The 26,353-nt window shown below is 42.5% G+C and carries 23 protein-coding genes; all 23 read left to right on the top strand.

Features of this window, described 5'->3' with window-relative positions:
• Positions 1 to 144 precede the first annotated feature (144 nt).
• The 23 genes from spoIIIAA to argR all read left to right on the top strand — a co-directional run bounded on the left by spoIIIAA (position 145) and on the right by argR (position 26,346).
• Positions 145 to 1,158 (top strand): stage III sporulation protein AA, encoded by a 1,014-nt coding sequence (gene spoIIIAA, locus DXB77_RS07935; protein WP_117785196.1) that lies wholly within the window; start codon positions 145 to 147, stop codon positions 1,156 to 1,158.
• Positions 1,159 to 1,176: 18 nt separating this feature from the next.
• The gene (locus DXB77_RS07930; RefSeq protein ID WP_021944767.1) at positions 1,177 to 1,704 is read left to right on the top strand and encodes a stage III sporulation protein AB; all 528 of its coding nucleotides are present in this window, start codon (positions 1,177 to 1,179) and stop codon (positions 1,702 to 1,704) included.
• Between the two features lie 15 nt (positions 1,705 to 1,719).
• Positions 1,720 to 1,920: a stage III sporulation protein AC gene (gene spoIIIAC, locus DXB77_RS07925; RefSeq protein WP_008401466.1), complete on the top strand. Its 201-nt coding sequence runs from the start codon at positions 1,720 to 1,722 to the stop codon at positions 1,918 to 1,920.
• 12 nt (positions 1,921 to 1,932) lie between these two features.
• Positions 1,933 to 2,319 carry a SpoIIIAC/SpoIIIAD family protein gene (locus DXB77_RS07920; RefSeq protein WP_021944766.1) on the top strand — a complete coding sequence of 129 codons (387 nt, stop codon included), beginning with the start codon at positions 1,933 to 1,935 and terminating at the stop codon, positions 2,317 to 2,319.
• A 4-nt stretch (positions 2,320 to 2,323) separates the two neighbouring features.
• Positions 2,324 to 3,469, top strand: a complete 1,146-nt coding sequence (locus tag DXB77_RS07915; RefSeq protein ID WP_118662973.1) for a stage III sporulation protein AE — start codon at positions 2,324 to 2,326, stop codon at positions 3,467 to 3,469.
• A gap of 66 nt (positions 3,470 to 3,535) precedes the next feature.
• Positions 3,536 to 4,021 carry a stage III sporulation protein AF gene (locus tag DXB77_RS07910; RefSeq protein WP_173783852.1) on the top strand — a complete coding sequence of 162 codons (486 nt, stop codon included), beginning with the start codon at positions 3,536 to 3,538 and terminating at the stop codon, positions 4,019 to 4,021.
• A gap of 45 nt (positions 4,022 to 4,066) precedes the next feature.
• The gene (locus DXB77_RS07905; protein WP_117808434.1) at positions 4,067 to 4,720 is read left to right on the top strand and encodes a hypothetical protein; all 654 of its coding nucleotides are present in this window, start codon (positions 4,067 to 4,069) and stop codon (positions 4,718 to 4,720) included.
• 16 nt (positions 4,721 to 4,736) lie between these two features.
• Positions 4,737 to 5,474, top strand: a complete 738-nt coding sequence (locus tag DXB77_RS07900; protein WP_117808433.1) for a SpoIIIAH-like family protein — start codon at positions 4,737 to 4,739, stop codon at positions 5,472 to 5,474.
• Between the two features lie 499 nt (positions 5,475 to 5,973).
• The gene (locus tag DXB77_RS07895) at positions 5,974 to 8,031 is read left to right on the top strand and encodes an Ig-like domain-containing protein (RefSeq protein WP_118662972.1); all 2,058 of its coding nucleotides are present in this window, start codon (positions 5,974 to 5,976) and stop codon (positions 8,029 to 8,031) included.
• Positions 8,032 to 8,077: 46 nt separating this feature from the next.
• Positions 8,078 to 10,153, top strand: a complete 2,076-nt coding sequence (locus tag DXB77_RS07890; protein WP_118483871.1) for an Ig-like domain-containing protein — start codon at positions 8,078 to 8,080, stop codon at positions 10,151 to 10,153.
• A 20-nt stretch (positions 10,154 to 10,173) separates the two neighbouring features.
• A complete protein-coding gene (locus tag DXB77_RS07885) occupies positions 10,174 to 12,255 on the top strand; it encodes an Ig-like domain-containing protein (RefSeq protein ID WP_118662971.1) in 2,082 nt (693 codons plus the stop codon).
• A 58-nt stretch (positions 12,256 to 12,313) separates the two neighbouring features.
• Positions 12,314 to 14,410 (top strand): Ig-like domain-containing protein, encoded by a 2,097-nt coding sequence (locus DXB77_RS07880; protein ID WP_118662970.1) that lies wholly within the window; start codon positions 12,314 to 12,316, stop codon positions 14,408 to 14,410.
• A gap of 107 nt (positions 14,411 to 14,517) precedes the next feature.
• Positions 14,518 to 16,521 carry an Ig-like domain-containing protein gene (locus DXB77_RS07875; protein ID WP_182439450.1) on the top strand — a complete coding sequence of 668 codons (2,004 nt, stop codon included), beginning with the start codon at positions 14,518 to 14,520 and terminating at the stop codon, positions 16,519 to 16,521.
• A 12-nt stretch (positions 16,522 to 16,533) separates the two neighbouring features.
• On the top strand, positions 16,534 to 18,585 hold the full coding sequence (locus tag DXB77_RS07870; RefSeq protein WP_118662968.1) for an Ig-like domain-containing protein: 2,052 nt from the start codon (positions 16,534 to 16,536) through the stop codon (positions 18,583 to 18,585).
• Positions 18,586 to 19,224: 639 nt separating this feature from the next.
• Positions 19,225 to 19,611: an Asp23/Gls24 family envelope stress response protein gene (locus tag DXB77_RS07860; RefSeq protein WP_008401476.1), complete on the top strand. Its 387-nt coding sequence runs from the start codon at positions 19,225 to 19,227 to the stop codon at positions 19,609 to 19,611.
• A gap of 10 nt (positions 19,612 to 19,621) precedes the next feature.
• Entirely contained in the window at positions 19,622 to 20,056 is a 435-nt protein-coding gene (gene nusB / locus DXB77_RS07855) for a transcription antitermination factor NusB (RefSeq protein ID WP_021944759.1), read from the top strand.
• 8 nt (positions 20,057 to 20,064) lie between these two features.
• Positions 20,065 to 21,270, top strand: a complete 1,206-nt coding sequence (xseA, locus tag DXB77_RS07850) for an exodeoxyribonuclease VII large subunit (protein WP_021944758.1) — start codon at positions 20,065 to 20,067, stop codon at positions 21,268 to 21,270.
• A 2-nt stretch (positions 21,271 to 21,272) separates the two neighbouring features.
• The gene (gene xseB / locus DXB77_RS07845; RefSeq protein WP_117823484.1) at positions 21,273 to 21,491 is read left to right on the top strand and encodes an exodeoxyribonuclease VII small subunit; all 219 of its coding nucleotides are present in this window, start codon (positions 21,273 to 21,275) and stop codon (positions 21,489 to 21,491) included.
• The gene (locus tag DXB77_RS07840) at positions 21,478 to 22,362 is read left to right on the top strand and encodes a polyprenyl synthetase family protein (protein ID WP_242997365.1); all 885 of its coding nucleotides are present in this window, start codon (positions 21,478 to 21,480) and stop codon (positions 22,360 to 22,362) included. Before xseB ends, DXB77_RS07840 begins: the two co-directional genes overlap by 14 nt.
• A 5-nt stretch (positions 22,363 to 22,367) precedes the next feature.
• A complete protein-coding gene (dxs, locus tag DXB77_RS07835; RefSeq protein WP_118662967.1) occupies positions 22,368 to 24,239 on the top strand; it encodes a 1-deoxy-D-xylulose-5-phosphate synthase in 1,872 nt (623 codons plus the stop codon).
• Positions 24,240 to 24,241: 2 nt separating this feature from the next.
• Positions 24,242 to 25,036: a TlyA family RNA methyltransferase gene (locus DXB77_RS07830; protein WP_118662966.1), complete on the top strand. Its 795-nt coding sequence runs from the start codon at positions 24,242 to 24,244 to the stop codon at positions 25,034 to 25,036.
• A 16-nt stretch (positions 25,037 to 25,052) separates the two neighbouring features.
• Positions 25,053 to 25,901 carry an NAD(+)/NADH kinase gene (locus tag DXB77_RS07825; protein WP_226801086.1) on the top strand — a complete coding sequence of 283 codons (849 nt, stop codon included), beginning with the start codon at positions 25,053 to 25,055 and terminating at the stop codon, positions 25,899 to 25,901.
• 1 nt (position 25,902) lies between these two features.
• Positions 25,903 to 26,346 carry an arginine repressor gene (gene argR / locus DXB77_RS07820; RefSeq protein WP_021944752.1) on the top strand — a complete coding sequence of 148 codons (444 nt, stop codon included), beginning with the start codon at positions 25,903 to 25,905 and terminating at the stop codon, positions 26,344 to 26,346.
• Positions 26,347 to 26,353: the final 7 nt, after the last annotated feature.

Raw genomic sequence — 26,353 nt, 5'->3', positions numbered from 1 at the left:
TACATTATAACTATCAGAAGTGTGTAACAGCCTACTTTAGGTATCAGATCATATCAGAAAAGCAGATGCTTTTCGAGTATTGGCAGATGATGGAACTGACAGGTGAAAATGGTTACAGATGACATATGCATGAGGTGAATCGGTTTGGAAAAAAGCAGAGAGAATGAAATATTGAAGATATTATCCGTAGCGTTAAGGAGAATATTTTCGAGTGAGATATATGATTATAACAAGCTTCAGGAGATAAGGCTTAGGATGAATGAACCCTTGATCGTGATCTATGATAATCGGGAATATTTTGTGACGGAGAAGGGAAAGCGAACCACAGAATGTAAGAAAGCATATATGGTAGCACCTGCCGATATAAGGGAAACGCTGGAATATATCAGTAACTATTCACTCTATGCATATGAGGATGAGATCCGGCAGGGATTTATAACGATTCAAGGGGGACATCGTGTAGGGCTTGCAGGAAAAGTCATTCTGGAATCTGGAATGATCAAGAGTGTCAGACATATATCATTTATCAATATCCGTTTGTCACATCAGGTTAAGGGATGCTGTAAGAAGGTTCTTCCGTACATAATAAATGGAAATGAGACATTTCATACACTGATCATTTCCCCACCGCGATGTGGCAAAACCACACTTCTTAGAGATATGATCCGGATGTTGTCGGATGGATTTCCAGGATTCAAAGGAAATACTATCGGTGTCGTAGATGAACGATCTGAGATCGGAGCCTGTTATAAAGGCGTACCACAAAATGATATCGGCATACGGACGGATATTCTTGACTGTTGTCCAAAATCATATGGAATGCTGATGCTGATCCGTTCGATGTCACCGCAGATCATAGCGGTGGATGAGATCGGCAGCCGGGATGATATCGATGCGATCTACAGCGTGATCAACTGCGGCTGTAAGCTGATCGCAACCGTACATGGCAATTCCATTGATGATATCAGAAATCGTCCGGGACTTCGGAAGCTGGTCGATGAGAGGATATTTGAACGATATATCGTGCTGAGCAATCGCAAACGGACAGGGGAGATCCGGACGATATTTGACGATCGGGGAAGTGTTCTCTTTATGGCAGAGGATGAACGCCTGACATCGGCATATGAAAATGAAGCGGCTGTAGCAGAACTGTCATAAGTGCAGGGAGGCGTACATATGTTATATATAAAGATTCTTGGAATGCTTCTGGTGGTCGCAGCTTCCTATGGGATAGGAAAGACGATAGGAGTTTATCAGAACCGGCGAGTGGAAGATATCTACGAGCTTCTGATATTTGTCCGGATGGCAAATGGGCATCTGGCATACAGTGCATCGGAGATCACCGAGATCATTCGGGAAGGATCGGATAAAGCAGGGGGAAGGATCGGAGACTGGCTTGCCGGGCTGGCTTTGCAGTTCCGGACGGAAGAATATGCTTCTTCTTTTGAGCAGATCTGGACAGGCAGTATCGGAAGTCTGATGGAACACAGCTATCTGACGGACGCACAGATCGGTGCGGTAAAAGAGCTTGGAAAATGGCTGTGTTATATGGATGTCGATATGCAGATCAGGAATCTGAAGCTGTGGGAACAGAACATGCAGGCAGAGTATGAGGAACAAAAGGACAGGGCACGCAGGATAAATAAAGTATCCAGATCACTTGGATTACTCGGAGGGATCTTTTTGATAATACTGATAGGGTAAGGGTGGCAGGAGCTTATGACGATACAGTTATTATTGAAGATAGGTGCGGTAGGAATCCTTGTAGCACTGTTGAATCAGATATTAAAGCATTCGGGGAAGGACGAGCTGGCATTCCTGCTGAATCTGGCAGGACTGATTCTTGTACTTTCTTGGATCATTCCATATATCGTAGAATTCTTTAATGACATTATGAAGCTTGTAAATATCGGTGGATAGGGGAGAAAAGGCATGAGTCTTGTTACGGTATGTATGGCATCGGTTCTGGTCGTTTTAGTAGCGATAAAACTAAAGAAAATGAATGCAGAATACAGCACGCTCTTAAGTATTGGAGCGTGTTTATTTATTGTCAGCTTTATCATAGGAAGACTTGGAAATGTACTGGATTCCATCGACCGCATTACCGGATACATCAATATCAATATGGAGTATATATCGATCCTGCTTAAGATGCTTGGCATTTCCTATATCTGTGAATTTGCGACAAATATCTGTAAGGACGCAGGCTATGGTGCGATTGCTTCGCATATTGAGCTTGCCGGACGGGTGACAATGGTGGTGATGAGTCTGCCAATCCTGTTCCATGTGATCGATATGGTTGTTCGTCTGATGGGGTAGAACTATGAGAGGACAAAAAGCGAAAATGATTATAGCAGGCGTAATGGCGTTCACGATCCTATTATCTGTGGTGTGTTTTGGCGGGCAGACCAGCAGGGCAGCTACCTTAGATGTCGATGAGACGGATCTGGGACTTGATGAAAACGCTTTTGACGAGATGGACATGCTGACAGAAGAACAGGCAGGACTCTCTTTTCGGGAGGTCGTATCCTATATCCGAAACGGAGACCTTCAGGGGCTTCTTGACTACAGTCTGGAAACAATACAGCAGACACTTACAGGGGAGATAAAAAGCAATAACCGCCTGCTCCTTCAGCTTCTTGCCGTTGTCATTCTTGGTTCGGTATTCACGAATCTGTCCGGAAAGTTTGAAAAGATGGTAGGTGGAAACGGCTTCTTTGTCACCTATCTGATGGTGGTATCCATCCTGCTCGGAATGTTTGCGATCGTTTCCGATATAGCGGTGTCGGCAGTCTTGGATCTTACGGATCTGATGATCACCTTTATACCTGCTTATACGTTGGCTGTCTCCTATACAAATGGTGCAGGCACGGCGGAATTTACCTATCAGATCACGGTGCTGATCATTTTTCTGTGCGAGAAGGTGATCATTCAGATCGTATTTCCGCTTGCCAAATGCAGTGGGGTGGTCGGACTGGTGAATAAGTTAAATGCCGAGGATCATTTTTCAAGGACAGTTACGTTGTTGAGGAATATTGCAGGATGGATCCTGAAAACCATGTTTGCAGTTGTAACCGGAATGAATGTGATAAAGGGTGTGATCGTTCCCTCTGTGGACAAGTTGGAACGAAATGCCGTCTTAAAAGCGTTCGGGATGCTGCCGGGGGGAAATACGGTTAAGAATGTCTCGGATATCCTGCTCGGTTCGGGTATGGTTTTGAAAAATGCTATCGGAATTGCGGGCGCGGTCGTCGTATTGCTGGCAGTGCTTCTGCCGGTTACCAAGATCGCGGTGATCTATCTGACTCTCCGTATCGTATCCGCATTTGTGCAGCCCTTGGGAGATAAAAGGTTTTCCGACGGCATTAACATTATGGCACAGACCATCGGTTTGATGCTGCGTGGCATCTGGTGTGCTTCCTTTTTATTTATCATCTCCCTCACACTTATGACGTTGCTTGCGAGGTGAAAAGCTGGTTGTCCATCCGGGTACATGCATAACCGTTTTTCAGAAATTGGTGGAAAGGAGTGCTGGATGTTGTTAGCTTGGATCAAAAATATCGTCCTTTTTATATTATTCTCCTCGCTGGTATTTTTCTTGCTTCCGGATGAGAAATACAGAAAATATATGCAGACGGCGGTTGGTTTTGTACTGGCGATCATTGTCCTGACACCTGTATTAAGTGCGGGAGGCTTGAACGACATTCTAAGCTTTGATTATTACTATGAATCTATTGCAGGCGCACCGGGAAATGGCGATGTTACATATTATACAGATGTCATGGAGACTATGATCGAAGATCATTTGCGTGATACATTTCAATTGGGCAATAAGGTAACGATTACCTTTGATGGGAACTATACGATCACAGCGGTTGAGGTTGATGTTGTCTCTACAACATCAGACAGTGTAGCAGATACAACCGTGGATGTAGCAAAACTCCGTCAGGAGATCGCAAAAGAGTATAAGATCAGTGAGGACAGGATAGAAATATTTGTAAATGGATATCAGACAAAATAACATGTACTAAAAGCGGACATGTTACATATAATGGAGTGAGAGAGCATGGAAGGAATATGGAATAACATCAAACAAAAGCTGCAGGAACTGAAAAAAGACAAAAATGCGGCACTTCGAAAGTGCATGGGGATTTTGCTTGCAGGTATTTGTCTGCTGGTCATTCTCTGGCCGTCTGATAAGGAAAACGGATTTTCCGGACTTGATGCTTTAACCGGAACGAAGCAGGATAAAACGCCCGGTGGAGTGACTGGAAAACAACAGAACGGGGAGGCTGCTACGGATAATGGACAGGAAACTTCCGGAGAAATATTATCGGCGAACAGCGGCTATGAAGACTATATAGTATTTCAGGAGGAGAAGCTGCGAGGGATACTGTCTCAGGTGAAGGGTGTCGGAACGGTAAGTGTCATGATCACATTAAAAGATGGAGGCGAGAAGATCATAGAGAAGGATGTGACGAAGTCCGATAGTGAGTCAGATGGCAGCAGTCAGAAGAGCAGGAGCGAGACCTCTGTTATGACAAACGCAGACAGCGGCGAATATCCCTATGTGAGCAAAACACTGGAGCCGGAGATTGAGGGGGTTCTGGTCAGTTGTACGGGGGCTTCCGATCCAACTGTTGCAATGAAAATAACCGAAGCGGTGCAGGCATTATTTGGTGTTCCGGCGCATAAGATAGTTGTATTAGAACAAGAATAAAGCATGGAGGATATGGATGAAGAAAAAGATCTTTAAGAAAAACCGTCTGGTGATACTTGCCCTGTCGGTTATGATCGGAGTTGCAGGCTATCTGAATTTCAATGCAGGGAAAAGAGACGACCTGTTGCGGCAAAAGGCAAAGGAGACAAATGCGGATGCCGAAGTTATCAGCTATGACAGTGAGAAAGCTGACGCTTCCGACACTTCAGAAAAAGAGCTTACAGATCAGGCAGATAAAGAAACGATGGGAGCTGCGGATAATACAGAAGCAGGCGGAGAAGCTGCATCGGAGAATATCGATCCTACATATCTGGAACAGGCAGCTTTAGAGGAAAATGTGGAGTTAAACAGTGATGAAGAAGACATCGGAGAAGCAGTCCTTACCAGTGCGCAGGCAATGAGAACGAATCTCGCAACCGCAAAGCTGAACCGGGAACAGAACCGGGCAAAAAGTAAGGAAGCACTGCTTGCGATCATCAACGATGAAACTATGGACAGTGCAGCAAAAGATGAAGCAGTAAGCAGCTATGTAAAACTTACCGATACGATCGAGAAGGAGACGGATGCAGAAACTGTCCTGACAGCAAAAGGCTATACCGATTGCATTGTAACCGTAAATGATGATACAGTCGATGTCACCCTCCCTGTTGCCACCCTGTCCGACACCGAACGCGCACAGGTGGAGGACATCGTAACCAGAAAAACCGGCTACGACGTATCCCAGCTTGTAATAACAGTTGCCGAAGATAAGTAGGAATACACCTGCTAGAATTATGACATAAATATGATGCCCTCTATAAATGACTTGCTGCGCTTTCGACTCAAAGCACAGCGGACGGCACTATAAACAAGAACCGGATACTCCATTGTAAATGACTAGCAGCGCTTTCGATTCGAAGTAAATGGCCTATTCGTAAATACTCCTGTGCCAACTCGCCTTCGGCTCAAACAGGCACTCGTATTTACTGACAATGTGCTTTTTCAGTCGAAATGCTCGCAAATGTCATATTATAAAGGGCATCATTTTTTTATGTTATAAAGCCCAGCAGGTCATTTACAATGTGGCTCCGGTGTTTGTTGCAGTGCTGTTCGTTTGGTGTAAAACTGCACAAAAACAACTGGATATTTTGTATAAATAGAATGTGTTACCTTGTTTTTATGTAGGGCGTCAGATATAATGAAACTATATGTCTATATAGCAGAAAAAGATGCAGAATAACATGAAAAACAAGTTTTTTTACAGGGAGGTATGAATGAAAAACGGAAGAACAACAATGATAAAAAGGATTTTTGCCGTGACGCTGGCATTTGCGGTAGCTGTCTCGATCCTGACAGTGCCGGTACAGGAAGCGTATGCAGCCGGTGGCAAGGTAAAAACGGTGGCAGTTACAAACCTGCCCGCAAAACAACTGACACTTAAAAAAGGAAAGACATTTACCTTAAAATCAAAGGTAACAGTAACCAGAAAGGCTTCAAAGAAGGTTACATATAAGACAAGCAACAAAAAGATTGCGACGGTAAATGCAAAAGGTAAGATCACAGCGAAGAAAAAAGGAACCGCTAAGATCTATGTGATCTCAAAGGCAGATAAGAAGAAAAAATGCACGGTCACAGTGACAGTCGGTACACCGGTTACCAAGGTAAAGCTGAACAAGACCAAGTCTACGATGACAATTGGCAAAAAGCAGACCTTAAAGGCGACGGTTACACCAAAGAAAGCCAGCAGCAAGGCAGTCGTATGGAAGTCATCCAATAAGAAGGTTGCAACTGTAACCAGCAAAGGTGTTGTAAAGGCAAAGAAGGAAGGAACCGTCACGATTACGGCAACAGCAAAGGACGGATCCGGTAAGAAAGCCACCTGTAAGATTACAGTGAAGAAAGCAGCTTCGATCATACCAATCCCGACACCGGAAGAACCACTGATCGTTAAGAGCCTGAATATAGCACAGCCGGATCTGTTAACCATTACATTAACAAAGCAGGCAGCACTCACGGCTTCGGACTTTCAGGTATGGGCAAAGAAATATGAAAGTGCAGACTATCTGAAACAGTATACGATCGGACAGATAACAACAACGGATTCGCTTACTTATAAGATTAAGCTTACAGGAGATTCGGTGTTACAGAAAAACTCCTATATAAAAGTAGTAGTTCCAAAATTAAATCTGTCAAGAGAATGTATCTATCGGGATGAAACTTATACGATAGAAAAATCAGAAACATATGTATACAAACTTGGAGATTCTGTTGATAAGAGTCAGACACTTGGAAAGGGCTATTCCAATTGCTCTGTCAGCGGACTGCCGGCAGGGGTTAAATATCAGATCAAGACAGCTGCTGCCACATGTACACTTAAATTTAACGGTAACGTGACAAAGCAAGGGAAATATACAAGTAAATTAGTCTATGAAGATGAACTTGGTAACAAATTCAGTATGACTATCATCTGGCTGGTTTATGATGGAACGGAACTGCTTGTAAAGGATGCGGAAAAGGTTCTGACAACTGCATGGGGAACTACGCTTCCACAGCTTAAGGTATATGGCGGAAACGGTACTGATACGAGCGATTATACATATGAGATTTTACGAGAAGAAAGTGACAGTGCTGCATTAGCAGTTTCTTCACTCATCAATGGTGGAGCCGGGATACAGGTATCATCCCCAAAACTGTCAACCGGAACCTACAAGCTTCGTATCCGTGCAACAGATAAGACAGACACTTCTATGACAAGCACAGGAACTCTTACACTAAAAATTATAGAAGGCGGTTATTTACAGGGTAAAGTAAAAGATGCAAATGGCGATCCACTGACCAGTTTTCAATTCACTATGAAGAACCAAAATGAATATGCCGAGTATACGGATGAGGTAAGCGGCAGATGGAATGGTGTTAGTAAGGATGGAGTCATTTTAATGGATGATCTGGAAGCCGGTACTTATGATGTTGCGGTATCCAGTTATAGTGGAACAGTAGGTACTACTGTTTATAATCTGAAGACTCAGAAAGCGGCATATGGAACAGATGATGTGCATCCGGTCTGGTCATTTGATGTCACACTCCCGGTATATAAGGTTACTATAGAGCTGGACCCGGATGTGCCAGATGCAGTGAAAAATATAACCGGTTTTGGCAATTGGCAGGATGTTTCGGATGGAAGTTATTATGGATCGACCAAAACCGTTTATCTGGAAAATGGAACTCATCATTTAACCTGTCGAAAGAGTATAAGTGGTGAAATTTATAATTTTTATCTGGATGTGACGGTGAACGGAAGTAATACGACCGCATATGCATATGTCAAAGAATAAGGTTCGTATGAGAATAGATTAGGGAATCTACAGAAGGAGAGTATAGATGAAAGAAAGACGATATAATTTGTCTGTGAAAAGATTTCTGGCATGGGTGATAGCGATCGCAGTTGCAGTATCCATTCTGACTGTCCCACAGACAGAGAGCTATGCAGCCGGTGGTAAGATCAAAACCATAGCGGTTACGAATCTGCCGGCAAAGCAGTTAACCTTAAAAAAAGGAAAATCCTTTACCTTAAAGACAAAGGTAACAGCGACAGGAAAGATTTCCAAAAAGGTCGCATATAAATCGAGTAACAAGAAAGTTGCAACTGTAAATGCAAAGGGTAAGATCACGGCAAAGAAGAAGGGAACCGCTACGATCACCGTTTACTCCAAAGCAGATAAGAAAAAGACCTGTAAGATCAAGGTGACAGTTGGTACCCCGGTTACCAAGGTGAAGTTAAATAAGACAAAGGCAAACTTAAATGTCGGTAAATCACTGACCTTAAAGACAACCCTTTCACCGAAGAAACCAAGCAATAAAGGAATCATTTGGAAAAGTTCAAATACCAAGGTTGCAACTGTAACCAGCAAAGGTGTCGTAAAGGCAAAGAAAGCGGGAACCGTTACGATCACAGCGACAGCAAAGGATGGTTCCGGTAAGAAAGCAGCCTGTAAGATCACTGTAAAGAAAGCAGCGGTGACTCCGGTTGTTCCGGAAGTACCGGTTGTGATCCGGAACGTGAGTATTGTGAATAAAGCAGTGATCCAGGTGACATTAAATAAGGCAAAAATATTACAGACATCGGATTTTGCAGTATCCAGTAAGGTATATGGATACGGGAACTTTGTAAGAAAGTGTGTGATTGATCATCTGGAAACAACAAATAACATTACATATAAGCTTTATCTGGACAAACAGGATATTTTTTATAATGGAGATATTGTTCAGGTATCTGTTCCGACATTAAACAGTACAAAAGAACTGACATATCGGACAAAGCCGACAGAGATAACAATAAGATCGGAAGTACGACGTAAGAAAGGAACAGTGGTAGGGACCAGTTCCTTAGATACTTCAGGCGTTTATGATCCGGATGTACAGGGCTATGCTGTATATACAGTAAGCAATCTTCCAACCGGTCTTTCGTATAAGGTGGTAGATGACGCAGACCAATCCGGTTATCTGCAGTTTTATGGTACCTTGAAAGAGACAGGAATCTGGGAGACAAAGGTTGATGTCGTAGATGAATTTGGAAATAAGATTCATTATATCAAGGTATGGAAAGTATATGATGAAAGGGCAGTCATAGCACAGGATATTACAAAATATGGATGCCTGAGTTTTCCAGCTCCAAACAAACCAAATGGAACTTATACAGTAAAGTATGGAGCACAGATAAGTCCTATTGGTGGTAATGGCAGTTACAAATATGAAGTTGTGTCAAAAGCAGATTGTCTGGATTTGGTGATGTCAACAACCGGAGTACAGTATTGTTCGATTGATACAGATCAGGCTGGTGAATATACCATGAAGATAAAGATCTCTGACAGCAGAGATGCTGCAGTTTTCACATACTGCACAGTGACTTTTATTATAAAACCGGGAGTCCTGCTCCAGATTACAGCTACCGATCTGGATGGAAATAAGATCAAATATACCGGTATAGATACTTATTTGTGCAGACTTAAATCCCAGTGGAAGGATAATTCATACAGTGAGATCAGCTATGCACGAGAGGTCGGGGAGATTGAAGATGGAATGGCAATATACAGCTATGTACCGGAAGGAGTCTATGATATCTCGATTGAGGATGAAAGAGGCGGAACAGGAGTCTATGCAAGTGATTACTATGTAAGTGCTGCAGCTACGAATGAAGTTACGTTTGCTCTTCCTGTATATCAGCAGACTGTCGTATCGGATAATACGGATTTTGCAGATCTTAGCCAGATGGGAGAGTGGAAGGATGAGAATGGAGTTGTACAGGGCAAAGGCGGATACCTCTATCTGGCGGTTGGTAATTATACACTGACCGGTACCGCGGAGAAAGATGGTGTGACTTATCAGGCAACTCTTAAGATATCAGTTACAAATACTACACGGGCCAATATGGTAACCGCCCATGTAGTGGCTCAATAAATAAAAGGGGAGACTATTTTATGAAAAAACATACGAAAATGTCAATGCTAAAACGTATCCTGGCAATTGTGATCGCAGCAGCAGTAGCGGTTTCCATACTTACGGTTCCGGATGTGGAAGTAAGTGCGGCAACCGGTAAAGTAAAATCTGTAGCGGTTACAAACCTGCCGGCAAAACAACTGACACTCAAAAAAGGGAAAACATTTACCTTAAAATCAAAGGTAACAGTAACCAGAAAGGCTTCAAAGAAGGTTACATATAAGACAAGCAACAAAAAGATTGCGACGGTAAATGCAAAAGGTAAGATCACAGCGAAGAAAAAAGGAACCGCTAAGATCTATGTGATCTCAAAGGCAGATAAGAAGAAAAAATGCACGATCACAGTAACCGTCGGAACACCGGTTACCAAAGTGAAGCTGAATAAGACCAAGTCTACAATGACAGTCGGCAAGAAGCAGACCTTAAAGGCAACGGTTACACCGAAGAAAGCAAGTAGCAAGGCAGTCGTATGGCAGTCATCCAATAAGAAGGTTGCAACTGTAACCAGCAAGGGTGTCGTAAAGGCAAAGAAAGCCGGAACGGTTAAGATTACAGCAACAGCAAAGGACGGCTCCGGTAAGAAGGCATCCTGCAAGGTAACAGTAAAGAAAGTGTCTGCAGCGAAACCGGACAATCCAGTTCCAGTAACGCCGCTTGGTATCAAGAGTGTGAAAATCGTACAGGATGATATGATGGAGGTTACCTTTACAAAGGCAACAGCACTTACGGCAGCAGATTTTAATGTATGGGCAAAACGATATGAAAATGCAGATTATCTGAAGAAATATACAGTAAGTCAGGTAACGACAACGGATTCCATTACTTACAAGGTGTATATCACGGGAGATATGGTATTTGGCAAAGGGCTTTATATCAAGGTAGAGGTACCAAAGTTAAAGTTGTCAAAAGAGTGTGTGTATATGGAAGATACATACAATGTCGAAAATTCTGTAACATTATCATATAAAGTAGGAGCTACAGTAAAAGATATAAGACAAAGACTGGGAACAGGTTATGCGAATTATTCGATCAGCGGGCTTCCTGCCGGTATTCAATATGAGGTCACAACAGAGGCAACGAAACGGGTGATGGAATTTTCAGGATCACCGAGAAAGGCTGGGGTGTATGACAGCGTTCTGGTTTACGAAGATGAGATTGGCAGTAAATATCGTTTGACAATCCGTTGGATCATATATGACGCGGACAATCTGATCGTATGTGATAAAGAAGAAGGGGCATTAAATACTAATTGGAGTAGTTTATTTACACCGGTGTATGCATATGGAGGAAGCGGTTCTTATACATATGAGATCATAAGAGCAGAAAGTGACAGTGCGATTCTGAATAACTGTAAGATTGTAGATGATTTAGATAAGATCAATATCAATGCAAAAGGGATTGCATCAGGAGTATATAAGATCCGTATCCGTGTCATAGATCAGAAGGATGGTACAAAGACAGGAACGGGAACACTTACTTTTACAATTGTAGATTCCTATTATATCAAGGGAATTGTAAGAGATGCGAATGGAGATCCGATAGAGCAGTACCGTTATTCAATAATTAATAAGAATAGATATGCGGAATATTCAAATACGATAAGCGGAGTAAGGTATAGCACCTATAATCTCAGTACCAAAAAATATGATGGTACGTTTTACGATGAAGGTCTGGAAAGCGGCACATATGATATCACGATATCCGATCGAAGCGGGTCTGTAAGTCAGAGCATTTATAATCTGACAGCATTACCAAGAAAGGAAGGGCAGACATCGACGGATACGGATCTGAAGATGATGTTTGATGTCACACTTCCTGTTTATAAGATCAAGATTGAGATGGACCCAAATGCGCCGGAAGAAGTACAGGGATTTACGAAATTCGCTACCTGGCGCGATGTAGCCGGATCGAAATATTACAATGAAGGAACAACACAATACCTTCCAAACGGAACTTATCATCTGAGCTGTACCGGTACGGTGAATGGCACAAAATATGTCTTTTATGTGGATATAACCGTGAATGGCAGCAATAAAACAGCATATGCTTATGTAAAAGAATAAGATATGGGAATGGATGTTACATGAGTCATGAGAAACATGGAAGGAGACAAGAGTATAAATGAAAGAAAGACGAAAGAATTCGACGGTAGGGAGAATACTTGCATGGGTGATCGCAGCTGCAGTGGCAGTATCCATTCTTACCATTCCACAGACAGAAAGTTATGCGGCAGGGGGTAAGGTAACAAAGGTAGCGGTATCCAATCTTCCGGCAAAGCAGCTGACACTGAAAAAAGGGAAAACATTTACTTTAAAGCCAAAGGTAACAGTAACCGGAAAAATTTCAAAGAAGGTTACTTATAAGACAAGCAACAAAAAGGTTGTGGCAGTGAATGCAAAAGGTAAGATCACAGCAAAGAAAAAAGGAACAGCAAAGATCTATGTGATCTCAAAGGCAGATAAGAAGAAAAAATGCACGATCACAGTAACGGTCGGAACACCGGTTACCAAGGTGAAGCTGAACAAGACCAAGTCGACAATGACAGTCGGGAAAAAGCAGACCTTAAAGGCAACGGTCACACCGAAGAAAGCAAGCAGCAAGGCAGTTGTGTGGAAGTCATCCAACACAAAGGTTGCAACGGTTACGAGCAAAGGTGTTGTAAAGGCAAAGAAAGCTGGAACGGTTACGATCACAGCAACTGCTAAGGATGGCTCCGGTAAGAAAGCAGCCTGCAAGATCACAGTAAAGAAGAAAAAAACTGCAAAACCGGCAAATGATCCTACACCTATACCACCGGCTCCAACCGGGTCGGTCGTGATCAAGAGTCTGACAATCCTTGGAAATGCAGATATTCAGGTGGTGTTAAGTGCCAAACAGGCATTAAAGGCATCGGATTTTACAGTTTCCAGTAAAGTGAATGGATATGGTAAATATGTAAGAAAATGTGTACTTGACAGTGTGACAACAACAGATCAGATCACATATCGTATTCATTTGAACAGACAGGATGTGCTCTTTAACAATAATATGATTCAGGTATCTGTTCCCAAATTGAAGACCAGTAAAGAAGCGGTATATCGAAAAGCTGCCAGTACAATAACGACCAGCGAAGTAAAGATATTTGCAAAGGGCGACGGATTTAACACAAAGAAGGATATAACCTATTATAAACCGGATATATCAGGACTTGCTGTTTTTACAGTTGGAGAACTGCCGCCGGGCGTTTCTTATAAAGAGGTACAGACAGGCAGTAATTCAAATTATCTTGAATTTACAGGCGTATTTACTGCGAGCGGGATCTATACAACAAAGATCGATGTAGTAGATGAACTTGGTAATAAGATACATCATACAATCACCTGGAAGGTATGGGATGCTCAGACGATCGTTGCAGAAGACATTATACAATATGGCTATTTACAGAATCCGGATGCAGCCGCCGGTAAACCGGATGGTGCGTATACATCCAAATCTGATGCACAAATTTTACCACGAGGCGGAAGCAGTACTTACACATATGAAGTTGTTTCGAAGGCAGACTGCATGGAACTGACACCGGATGGATTTTATGCTTATGGTACGATAGATACCAGGCAGGCGGGAACTTATTCTATGAAAGTAAAGATCACAGACAAGAAAGATTCTGCTATCTTTACATACTGTACAGTGACATTTGTCATTACAAAGGGAATTCGTGTGAAAGGAACATTTGTGGATCTGGATGGTCATAAGATCAAGAATACAGTTTCAGATACCTTTTGGTGTTATATCAAGTCCAAGTGGACGGATCGGGCATACTCCATTGATCTGAAAAAAGAGATCGGAAAGTACAATAGTAGTACCGGAACGGTATATTTTGATGTCCCGGAAGGCAATTACGACATAAGAGTGGTAAATAAAACCGGAGGGGTAGAAAAATATCTTGAAAATTATACGGTAAGTGCATCAACAAGCAATAATTACCAGATTGTGCTTCCGTTATATCAGATCACGGTTGCATCGGATAATACAGCATTAGGTGTTTCATCTTTTGGAGAATGGGAAGAAGCAGATGGTACTTTGAGAGGAAAAGGTGAGTATCTGTATCTGCCGGTTGGTAATTATACATTAACCAGTACTGCAGAGAAAAATGGGGTAACCTATCAGGCAACTCTCAAGATATCAGTTACGAATACTACACGGTCTGCAACAGTGACCGCGCACGTGGTGGCAAAATAAAAAAATACTACCCACAGGCATACCTGAAATTATGATAACCTGTGGGTAATATAATATTCCGAGCAAATAAAATCGGGAGAAGAAGGTAGTAAAGAGAGGCTATGTTTATGAAAAAACACGCAAAGACGTCAGTGCTAAAACGAATTCTGGCAGTTGTAATTGCAGTAACAGTAGCAGTGTCCATATTTACGGTTCCGGATGCGGAAGTAAGTGCGGCGACTGGAAAAGTAAAATCTGTAGCAGTCACAAATCTGCCCGCAAAACAACTGACACTTAAAAAAGGAAAGACATTTACCTTAAAATCAAAGGTAACAGTAACCAGAAAGGCTTCAAAGAAGGTTACATATAAGACAAGCAACAAAAAGATTGCGACGGTAAATGCAAAAGGTAAGATCACAGCGAAGAAAAAAGGAACCGCTAAGATCTATGTGATCTCAAAGGCAGATAAGAAGAAAAAATGCACGGTCACAGTGACAGTCGGTACACCGGTTACCAAGGTAAAGCTGAACAAGACCAAGTCTACGATGACAATTGGCAAAAAGCAGACCTTAAAGGCGACGGTTACACCAAAGAAAGCCAGCAGCAAGGCAGTCGTATGGAAGTCATCCAATAAGAAGGTTGCAACTGTAACCAGCAAAGGTGTTGTAAAGGCAAAGAAAGCAGGAACAGCTACGATTACAGCAACAGCAAAGGACGGCTCCGGTAAGAAAGCCACCTGCAAGGTAACAGTAAAGAAAGCATCTGCAGCAAAGCCGGCTGATCCAACTCCGGCTGCTCCGGACTATGCGATCAAAAGTATGAAGGTTCTTGGAGTGGAGAGCATAGAAATCACATTTTCCAAGGCGGTTGTACTTACAAAGGCAGACTTTGAAATCTTTGCAAAGCAGTATTCATATGGTACCTATAAGAAACCGTATCAAGTAGTTCAGGCAGAAACTAGTGATCATATCACATATATACTGCATATCAACGATGAAGATGAGTTTCAGAAAAATACATATATCAAGGTAGCAGTCAAAACCAGCGGTGTGTATAAGGAGTGTATATATCGGGATAAGACAGTTAATATTCAGAAAACCAGATACTATGCGATCAAAGTAAATGGAGCATTGGAAAGCTACAATGATGATCTTACTTATGGAACCGGTTACAGGACGTATTCAATTGATAAGCTGCCTGTAGGAATGGATTATTATATATTGAATGATATGATTGATGAAAGTATTGTGTTTACAGGATCACCGACAGAAGCAGGTGAGACTCAGAGCTTGTTGACCTGCGAAGATGAACTGGGAAATAAATATCAGACGACCATTATCTGGATGATCTATGATGAAAATCAGTTGTATTCACGTAGTACGACATGTCAGTATTTTTCACGGGAGAATGGCGTCTATCATAAGCCATATTCTGTATACGGTGGAAGTGGACAGTATACATATGAATTAGCCGGGGGTGATTATGAACTTTTCCAGACGACAATCAGTACATCAGGCTATATGAGGGTATCATTTGAAAATGTAGATGCCGGTGAATATCAGATTCAGGTTAAGATAACAGATAAGAATAACCCTGCTCTATATACGGTTGCGACAATTACATATACAATTATTGATGGAGCACATATCAGTGCGATTGTCCGGGATGCAAATGGTGATCCGATTCGAAGAGGAAATTATTCCTTACATGGATATTCGGATGATCCATCACAGAAATTGAATTCTACCAGTGGTTCAATACAAGATGGTACAATGTCTTATACCATTATTCCGGGAAATTATAATATTACCTTTTATAATGCAAGTCATACAGCGAAGTATACATTTTACAATCAGAAATGTCCGGTGAATTCCGGTGATGAGCCGATGACTTTTGATGTGACACTTCCGGTCTATCCGGTAACGATCGTTCCGGATCCGGAAAAGAGTACAGCCACATCATTTGGATATTGGGTAGATGTGAATGGTGCAAATGCGTATGGATATGAATCAGGAGATACGCTCTATCTTCCAAATGGTACTTATTATATTAAGACGGAAGATGGTAAAAGTTATGCCAGATTTACTGTGAACGGCAAGAGTCTGACAGTAAATGCGTATGATCGTCAGTAAGGAGGACAGGATATGAATCGAATACATAATATGAGCTATGCCAAACGGATCCTTGCATGGGTGCTTGCTGTAACAGTTGTACTGTCTATCCTGACTATTCCACAGGGAGAGAGCTATGCTGCTGCAGGAACGGTGAAGTCAATTGCTGTAACAAATCTTCCGGCAAAGCAGTTGACACTGAAAAAAGGAAAAACATTTACCTTGAAATCAAAGGTAACCGTAACCGGAAAAGCTTCAAAGAAGGTTACTTATAAGACAAGCAATAAAAAAATCGTGACAGTAAATGCAAAGGGTAAGATCACAGCAAAGAAAAAGGGAACAGCAAAGATTTATGTGATCTCAAAGGCAAATAAAAAGAAAAAATGCACGATCACAGTAACCGTCGGTACACCGGTTACCAAAGTAAAGCTGAATAAGACAAAATCAACTATGACAGTTGGTAAGAAGCAGACCTTAAAGGCAACGATTACACCGAAGAAAGCCAGCAATAAGGCAGTTGTATGGAAGTCATCCAACACAAAGGTTGCAACAGTATCAGGCAAAGGCGTTGTAACGGCAAAGAAAGCCGGAACCGTTACGATTACAGCAACCGCAAAGGATGGTTCCGGAAAGAAAGCAGCCTGCAAGATTACAGTAAAGAACCAGGTAAAGCCGGCTCCGGCACCTGTAACTGTAAAAAGTGTGAAGGCGATTGGAATGATGCAGGTTCAGGTAGAATTGACAGGTGCCAAGGAATTAAGCAGTTCGGATTTTAAAATCTATAAAAGAAAGTACTCCTTTGGCAGTTATAAGAAGGAATGTAATATTGATTCGGTTAAGACCTCCGATAAGATAACATATAAGATAACACTGGATACTTTAGATGCGCTTGTAACAGGAGATATGGTACAGGTTGTGATTGCCAAAATGAATTATAAGGGAGAGGCTGCATATAAGGGAATCATAAGAGAGCAGACGACAAAGTCCGAGATCATAAAAAGTGTTGGATATAGTATCAATCACTATTCCGATGAAAAATATTATGAACCGGGACTGGTCGGGCTGTGTTCGTTTAAGATAACAGGAGAGCTTCCTCAGGGAATTACATATAAGATAATAAAAGACGATGATATGTTTAATGGTATAACCGATTGTCTGGAGTTTTCAGGAAGTTTTACAAAAGGCGGAATTTATACCACGAAAATTGAGGTAGAAGATGAGATCGGCAATAAGGTTCATCATACGATTACATGGAAGATAGCCGATGAGAACCGGTTAATGGCAGCAGATATTGTGCAATATGATTATCTGCGGCAGGAAAAAGGAGAAACAAAGAAATCATGCCATGTTGATCTGGATGCCTCAGTTTATGGCGGAAACGGAAGTGTGAAATATGAGATACTTCAATGTTCAAATGAAATAAGTTACAGCAAAAGTGCATTTGGACTTAACTGCATTCTGGATACAGAAAAAACAGGCACCTATACACTGAAAGCCAAAGTAACAGATACCAAAGATGCTTCAATAACAACGATTTTATCAGTTACAATAATTGTGAAGGATAGTGTAGCATTTAAGGGCTGTGTGTATGATCTGGACGGACACAAGATTACATCAACGGTCGCGGATGTGGCTGCACCATACTATATATCTTTATATGCAAAAGAAAAAGATACGTTGTGTGATGCGTCAGAATTTAATGATCCGAAATCAGATGGATCATTTCAGATTTTTGTTCCGGACGGAACCTATGATGTCTTTGTAGCAAGCGAGGCACAAGATATAGGAACCTGGGTATGCGACAGCAAGGTAACCGCATCTACCCCATATCAGAAAATTGTACTTCCGGTATATCAGATCACGATCGGATCGGACAATCCGGCAATCGACATTCGTAATTTTACAAAATGGAGATCCAATGAGAGAAAAACAATATATGGAAACGTAATATATCTTACAGCCGGAACCCATATCTGGACAAGCACCGCCACTATAGATGGTGTAGAATATACTGCTACATTAAACGTAACAGTAACAGATAAAACACGATCCACAACCGTAAAGGCACATGTAGTGGCAAAATAAAACAAAAGAATAATAATCGTAAAAGATTATAATTATGCGACGGATACCTGTTATAATGATTTGATGCACATATCACATTATAGTAGGTATTCGTTTTTTTATGTGAAAAATTGTATTTTTGTCAAAGCTGTAAATATGGCAATGTGTATATATTTTATTTATATTATATAAAAATATAAATAAACAACATTAACAATGCAGATACTATGATAGAAACTATGGATTTGTATAACACTAAAAAAATAGTTCAAAGAATATGCGTAAATTCAGAATTAGCTATTATACAAAAGTGAATGGATATGCAGGTATGCTGTGTCGGCTGGTGCTTGTATCCTATAACAACATTAGCGAAGCTTCCGTTATGAAGTGCACATTGTCAGCACATACGGGTGCATGTTTGAGCCGCAGGCGAGTTTGCACAGGAGTATGTGCGGATAAGACATGTGCAGTTCATAGGAAGAGAAGTGTGTTGTTATAGGATACAAGCACCAGCCGACACAACATACCTGCATATACCTCACAAAACTAGTGGCTAATTCTGAATTATCCCCGCCAATTCCGGGTGTTGAATGTTTTTCATAATTGCGGTATAATATTGAATCAATATGTACAAATATAGGAAGTCTGGAGGTATACAGAATGAGTGAAGAAAATACAAGCACGTATGAAAATATAGAAGAAGAAAATTCCATCGGTCATGTACAGATCGCAGGCGAGGTAATCGCGATCATTGCAGGTCTGGCAGCAACTGAAGTAGACGGTGTATCAAGACTTGCCGGCTCACTATCAAATGAACTCGCAAGCCGTCTTGGCAAGAAGAATCCGGCAAAGGGCGTGAAAGTAGAATTACTGCCGGGCGAAGTAAAGGTAGATCTGGCAATTGACGTATTATATGAGTACAGCATTCCAACTGTGACAACACAAGTTCAGGATAAAGTAAAGCAGGCAATCGAGACTATGACAGGTCTTAATGTAACCAAGGTAAATATACGTGTAGCCGGCGTTCGCATGGCAGACGCAAACTAGAGAGGAACATATGACAAGACGAGAGATAAGAGAAACCGTATTTAAAATTTTATTCAGTCTGGAATTCAATGACATTTCAGAGATCAGAGAAGAAGCAGAACTCGAACTGGAGCATGCCAGCCTTTATGATGAAGACGATAACAAGATGGATGCAGTAGCCATGACAGAGGAAGAAAAAGCCTATGTTATAGATCGAGTAGAGGCAGTCGTAGCCCATATTACAGAGATCGATGAAACGATCAGTGGTATTTCACAGGGATGGAAGCTTGGCAGAATCGGAAAAGCAGAGCTTGCTATCTTAAGACTGGCTGTATACGAGATCAAATTTGATGAAGATATTCCTGTAAAGGTAGCGATCAATGAAGCAGTAGAGCTTGCAAAGACATACTGCGATGTAGAAGCAAAGAGCTTCATTAATGCACTTCTTGCAAAGCTTGCAGATTAGGTGAGAATATGGCAAAGAAAAGCTATACCGTCGGACAGGTAAATGGATATATCAAGAATCTGATCAGCAGTGATTATCTGCTTGGTGATATTTATGTGAAGGGAGAAGTCTCTAACTGCAAATATCACAGTTCCGGGCATATCTATTTTTCATTGAAGGATGAGACCGGTTCGATCATGGCTGTTATGTTTAAAAGTTATGCATATTCCGGTCTTGATTTCAAACTGGAAAACGGGCAGCAGGTAGTCTGCCACGGAAGTGTGAATATCTACGAACGGGATGGCAGATATCAGTTATATGTAAAAGAGATCAAGCTGGATGGGATTGGAAATCTCTATGAGCGGTATGAACAGTTGAAACAGAAGCTGTATGAACAGGGACTGTTTGAATTCGATATCAAGAAGCCGATACCGGCATATCCGAAGCGGGTAGGCATCGTGACAGCACAGACAGGTGCGGCGATCCAGGATATCAGAAACATCGCAAAGAGAAGAAATCCATATGTCCAGCTTATCCTGTATCCGGCAAAGGTACAGGGAGATGGGGCAGCAGAAGATATCGCGCATGGAATCGAAGTGTTGGATAACATGGGCGTAGATACGATCATTATCGGTCGTGGCGGCGGCTCGATCGAAGACCTCTGGGCGTTTAATGAGGAGGTCGTTGCATGGGCAATCTACCATGCAACGACGCCGATCATTTCCGGTACAGGTCATGAGATTGATAATACGATCGCAGATTATGCGGCAGATCTTCGAGCACCGACACCATCAGCCGCCTGTGAGCAGGCAATACCGGATGTGATGTCTACAGTCCATCAGGTCATAAATCAGGGCAGACAGATGGATTATCTGATGAAACGGAGACTTGCAGCATATCAGGAGAAGCTGCAGGCTGCAGAAAGGCATCTTCGTATCCTGAATCCGAAGCAGAGGCTTGCACAGCAGCAGATTTATCTGGATGATCTGTCAGATCGTTTAAACCGTGCTATGAAGAACAAATACGACAGATACGAACATCGGGTGATGCTTCTTGCAGAACGTCTGCATGGTCTGTCACCATCGGCGAAGCTTATAAATGGATTTGGATATATCGAAAAGACCGGAACGCCGGTAACAACGATAAAAGAGATAGAAAAAGACGACCACATTACCATCCGTGTTCATGATGGTCTGATCGAGACAAGAGTAACGGATGTGAAAGAGGAAGATTAGAAATGGCAGAGAAGATGGAAAAGGAGGATTTCTCGATCGAGGAATCCCTGAAGAAAATAGAAGCGATCACGGCTGTCTTAGAGAATCCTGCGACATCGTTAAAGGACAGTCTGGCAGCCTATGCAGAGGGCGTACAGCTTGTTCAGGCATGTAAGGACAATCTGTGTGATGTAGAAAAAGAAATGATCGTATTGAGTGGAGAGAACAGTGGAAAAGAATAAATTAGAACTTCGGACAAAAGAAGTACAGGATATTATATACACATATGCACCGGCAGAAGAAGGGTTTCAGAAAACTATCTTTACGGCAATGAATTATTCCTTTCAGGCAGGCGGAAAGAGACTACGTCCGTTATTAATGCAGGAAACCTACCGCTTGTTTGGCGGAACAGGAAAAGTTGTAGAGCCGTTTATGGCAGCAATCGAGATGATACATACCTATTCCCTGATCCATGATGATCTGCCGGCATTGGATAATGATGAATACCGCAGAGGAAGAAAGACTTCGCATGTGGTATTTGGTGAGGCAATGGCGATCCTTGCTGGTGATGCGCTTTTAAATTATGCATTTGAGACAGCCTGTAAGGCATTTGAGCTGGAACCGGGTGATCAGACTGTTGCCAGAGCATTCACGATCCTTGCAAAAAAAGCAGGTGTAAACGGAATGATCGGTGGCCAGGTTGTAGATGTAGAGATGACAGGGAAGCAGATGAGTGGTGATCAGCTTCATTTTGTGTATGAGAATAAGACCGGTGCGTTGATCGAAGCATCCATGATGATCGGTGCAGTTCTTGCCGGAGCAACGGAAGACGAATTGAAGCAGGTTGAGATGATCGCATCGGATATCGGACTGGCATTCCAAATCCAGGATGATCTTCTGGATATTTTGGGTGACAGCGCAGTGCTTGGAAAACCTGTCTGCTCAGATGAAGAAAATGGTAAAGTAACTTATGTCACGGTCCACGGACTTGAGGAGTCCAAGAAGGATGTCGCGGAGATATCCAGGCGTGCGGTTACAAGACTGGATCAGCTTCCGTATAAGAATGAATTTCTGGATGAATTGATTCTGGAACTGGTCAACAGAAAGAAATAACAGAGATGAAAGATATGAGTATACTGGATCGAATACAAGAACCAAATGACATAAAGAAAATAGATGAGAAAGATCTGCCGGAGCTGGCACAGGATATCCGAGAGTTTCTGATTGCAAATGTCAGCGAGACGGGTGGGCATTTGGCGTCAAACCTTGGGTGCGTGGAACTTACAATCGCACTTCACCGTGCGATGGATTTCCCGGCTGATAAGCTGGTATGGGATGTAGGACATCAGTCCTATGTGCATAAGATCCTGACCGGACGAAAAGATCAGATGACAACGTTACGGAAGTTTGGCGGTTTAAGCGGATTTCCCAAGACCAGTGAGAGTGATTGTGATGCTTTTAATACAGGACACAGTTCGACTGCGATGTCAGCAGCACTTGGTATGGCATGTGCAAGAGGAATCAAAGGAACACAGGAGAAGATCGCAGCCGTTGTTGGTGACGGTTCTTTCACCGGTGGTATGGTTTATGAAGCGCTAAATAACATGGCAGAGGTCAAGACCGGATGCCTGGTCGTGCTGAATGACAATGAGATGTCGATTGACCACAATGTAGGTGGAATGTCAAGCTACCTGAGTAAGCTTCGTGTCGGTCAGCCATATAATGATCTGAAAAACGGAATCGAGAAAGCGCTGATGCATATACCGGTAGCAGGTGAGAAGCTTGCGAAAGGATTGAAGCGGTCAAAGGACTCTTTAAAGCAGATATTCGTTCCCGGAATGTTCTTTGAAGAAATGGGTGTTACTTATATCGGACCGATCGATGGTCATAATATACGCATGATGGAAGAAACCTTCCGGCGTGCATTTAAGTTAAATAAACCGATTCTGGTTCATGTGAAAACGATCAAAGGAAAAGGGTATAAATATGCGGAGAAGCATCCATGCTATTTCCATGGGATCAGTTCTTTTGATGTTGCAACCGGAAAAGTGAAAAATGTAGAAAAAGGTTTATCTTATACTGCTGTATTTGCGAGAAAACTGATAGAACTTGGAACAGAAAATAATCGAATCGTTGCGATCACGGCTGCAATGAGCAAGGGAACCGGAGTCAATAAATTTGCAGAGGAATTCCCGGATCGAACCTTTGATGTGGGAATTGCAGAAGAACATGCGGTAACATTTGCGGCAGGACTTGCTGCGGAGGGCATGATCCCTGTGGTAGCGGTATATTCTTCCTTCTTACAGCGGGCTTACGATCAGATCCTGCATGATGTCTGTATGCAGAATCTGCATGTTATATTTGCAATCGACCGGTCAGGGCTGGTCGGGGCAGACGGTGAGACACATCAGGGAATCTTTGATACGGCATTTTTATCGCATATTCCGAATCTGATCATTATGGCTCCGAAGAATCGCTATGAGCTGACCAGAGCGATGGAATGGGCAGTAGCCTATGACGGACCGGTTGCGATCAAATACGCCAGAGGACAGGCATATTACGGTTTGAAAGATTATAATGAGCCGGTCGAATACGGAAAGAGCGAGATCCTCCGTGAGGGAAGTGAGATCGCATTAGTAGCGGTTGGAAATATGGTGGAAGAAACCGAGAAATTATATAACCGGTTCCTGCAGGAAGGCAGACAGGTGACCTTTGTCAATGCAAGATTTATCAAGCCATTAGATAAAGAGATGATCGACCATCTGGCAGAGACACATAAGCTGATCGTAACGATCGAGGAAGGTATTCTGCATGGCGGTTATGGTGCTCTGGTTGAGGAATATCTGGAATCAAAGGCAAGTGATGTGAAGGTGCTTCCGATCGCAATCGAAGATACCTTTGTGCGTCATGGAAGTGTAGAAGAACTGAGAAAGATGTTGAAGATAGATGCTGAATCCATATACAGACGGATTCGGGACATAATGGAGTAGAGATGAAAGAACGACTGGATGTAATGATGGTAAATCGTGGACTTGCAGAGTCCAGAGAAAAAGCAAAGGCGATCATCATGTCGGGCATTGTCTATGTAGATAACATAAAGGAAGACAAGGCAGGATCGACATTTGATGAGAAAGCACAGATAGAAGTAAGAGGCAACACATTAAAATATGTGAGCCGCGGTGGTTTAAAGCTTGAAAAGGCAATGGATTGCTTCGGAGTAAGTCTTGCAGGAAAAGTGGCAATGGATGTTGGATCTTCAACCGGTGGATTTACGGACTGTATGCTGCAAAATGGTGCAGTCAAGGTGTATTCGGTGGATGTCGGACATGGACAGCTTGCATGGAAGCTTCGAAACGATGAGCGGGTTGTCTGTATGGAGAAAACAAATATCCGTTATGTGACACCGGATGATATCGAAGACAGGATTGCATTTGCATCGATTGATGTATCCTTTATCTCTTTGACAAAGGTGCTTCCTCCGGTAAAAGAGCTTCTGACAGACGATGGAGAGATCGTGTGTCTGATCAAGCCGCAGTTTGAAGCCGGCAGAGAAAAGGTCGGTAAGAAGGGCGTTGTCAGAGATCAGAAGGTGCATGTAGAAGTGGTTGAGATGATCGTTGACTTCGCAAGACAGATCGGATTTAAAACACTTGACTTAAGCTATTCACCGATCAAGGGACCGGAAGGAAATATCGAGTATCTTTTGTACATAACAAAGGATCAGACGAAGGGAAATAAAGAATTTGATATAAAGGCTATGGTGGAAGAATCACACAGATGCCTGTAAGAGGAGTAAAGATCCGATGAATCGTTTTATGATCGTGGTGAATCCCGATAAGGACACCGATTCGACAGTTACAAACAGAATACAGAGTTATCTGGAAGCGCATGGGGCAGCCTGTATGGTGCGGGATGTATTCCATCTGGAGTCTTCGGACTGGGAAGCTTTAAAGAAAGAGCAGTTTGACTGTGTACTGGTTCTTGGTGGTGATGGAACGCTTTTGCGCATGGCAGGTGAGACGGAAGATATTGATATACCGTTATTTGGCATTAATCTGGGTACGGTAGGCTTTCTGACAGAAGGGGAAGTTGCAAATATCGAAGAGATACTGGATCGGCTGCTGACGGATGATTTTACGATTGAAGAACGAATGATGGTCACAGGTACGGTTACGAAAGCGGATGGCACAACGTATCGCAAGAGTGCTTTAAATGATATCGTGATCAGCCGGGCAGGATTTTCCAGACTGATCGGACTTAATGTGTCTGTTGATGGACAGGTGCTTGATACATATGAGGCAGATGGTGTTGTGATATCGACACCGACAGGCTCAACCGGCTATAATCTGTCAGCGGGAGGGCCAATCGTCAGCCCGGATGCAGAGCTATTAGTGATCACGCCGGTATCACCACATTCATTGACTGCAAAGAGTATCGTATTATCCGGTAAAGAGGAGATTACGATAGAGATCACCAAGAAGCGTAAGACACAGGATACAGAGGCGATCTGTTCTTTTGATGGTGGTAATGATGTGGAATTATCTGTTGGTGACCGGGTAGATATCCGCAAGGCGGAGAAGATAACCAGACTGATCAAAGCAAGTAATGTAAATTTTTATGAGATACTTAGAAATAAATTAGGAGGAAACTGAGATGAAATATCAAAGACAGGCAAAGATACTGGAGCTTGTTGAAAAATATGATATTGAAACACAGGATGATCTTCTGGAGAAACTGAAGGAAGAGGGATTTCAGGCAACACAGGCAACTGTTTCCAGAGATATTCGGGAAATGAATCTGACCAAGGTATCCGTACCGGGAGCCAGACAGAAGTACGCCGTTGAGAAGAACAATCGTTATGAGACGCTGGATTCCTATAAGAAGGTTCTGAGCACAGGAATTATTTCTGTAGATGCAGCAGAGAACCTGATCGTGATCAAGACAATCTCCGGTGTTGCCATGGCTGTAGCGGCCGCACTGGATCATATGGCTATTGATGGGCTGATGGGCTGTATCGCAGGAGATGATACGATCTTCCTTGCTGTGAAGGATAAGAACCTGACGATGTCGATCAAGGCGCAGATTGAAAAGATGTAAATTCTGT

Origin of the sequence: Clostridium sp. OM05-9 (assembly GCF_003481465.1) — a bacterium.
GTDB lineage: Bacteria > Bacillota > Clostridia > Lachnospirales > Lachnospiraceae > Coprococcus > Coprococcus ammoniilyticus.
This window is presented reverse-complemented; position numbering and strand designations above follow the sequence as displayed.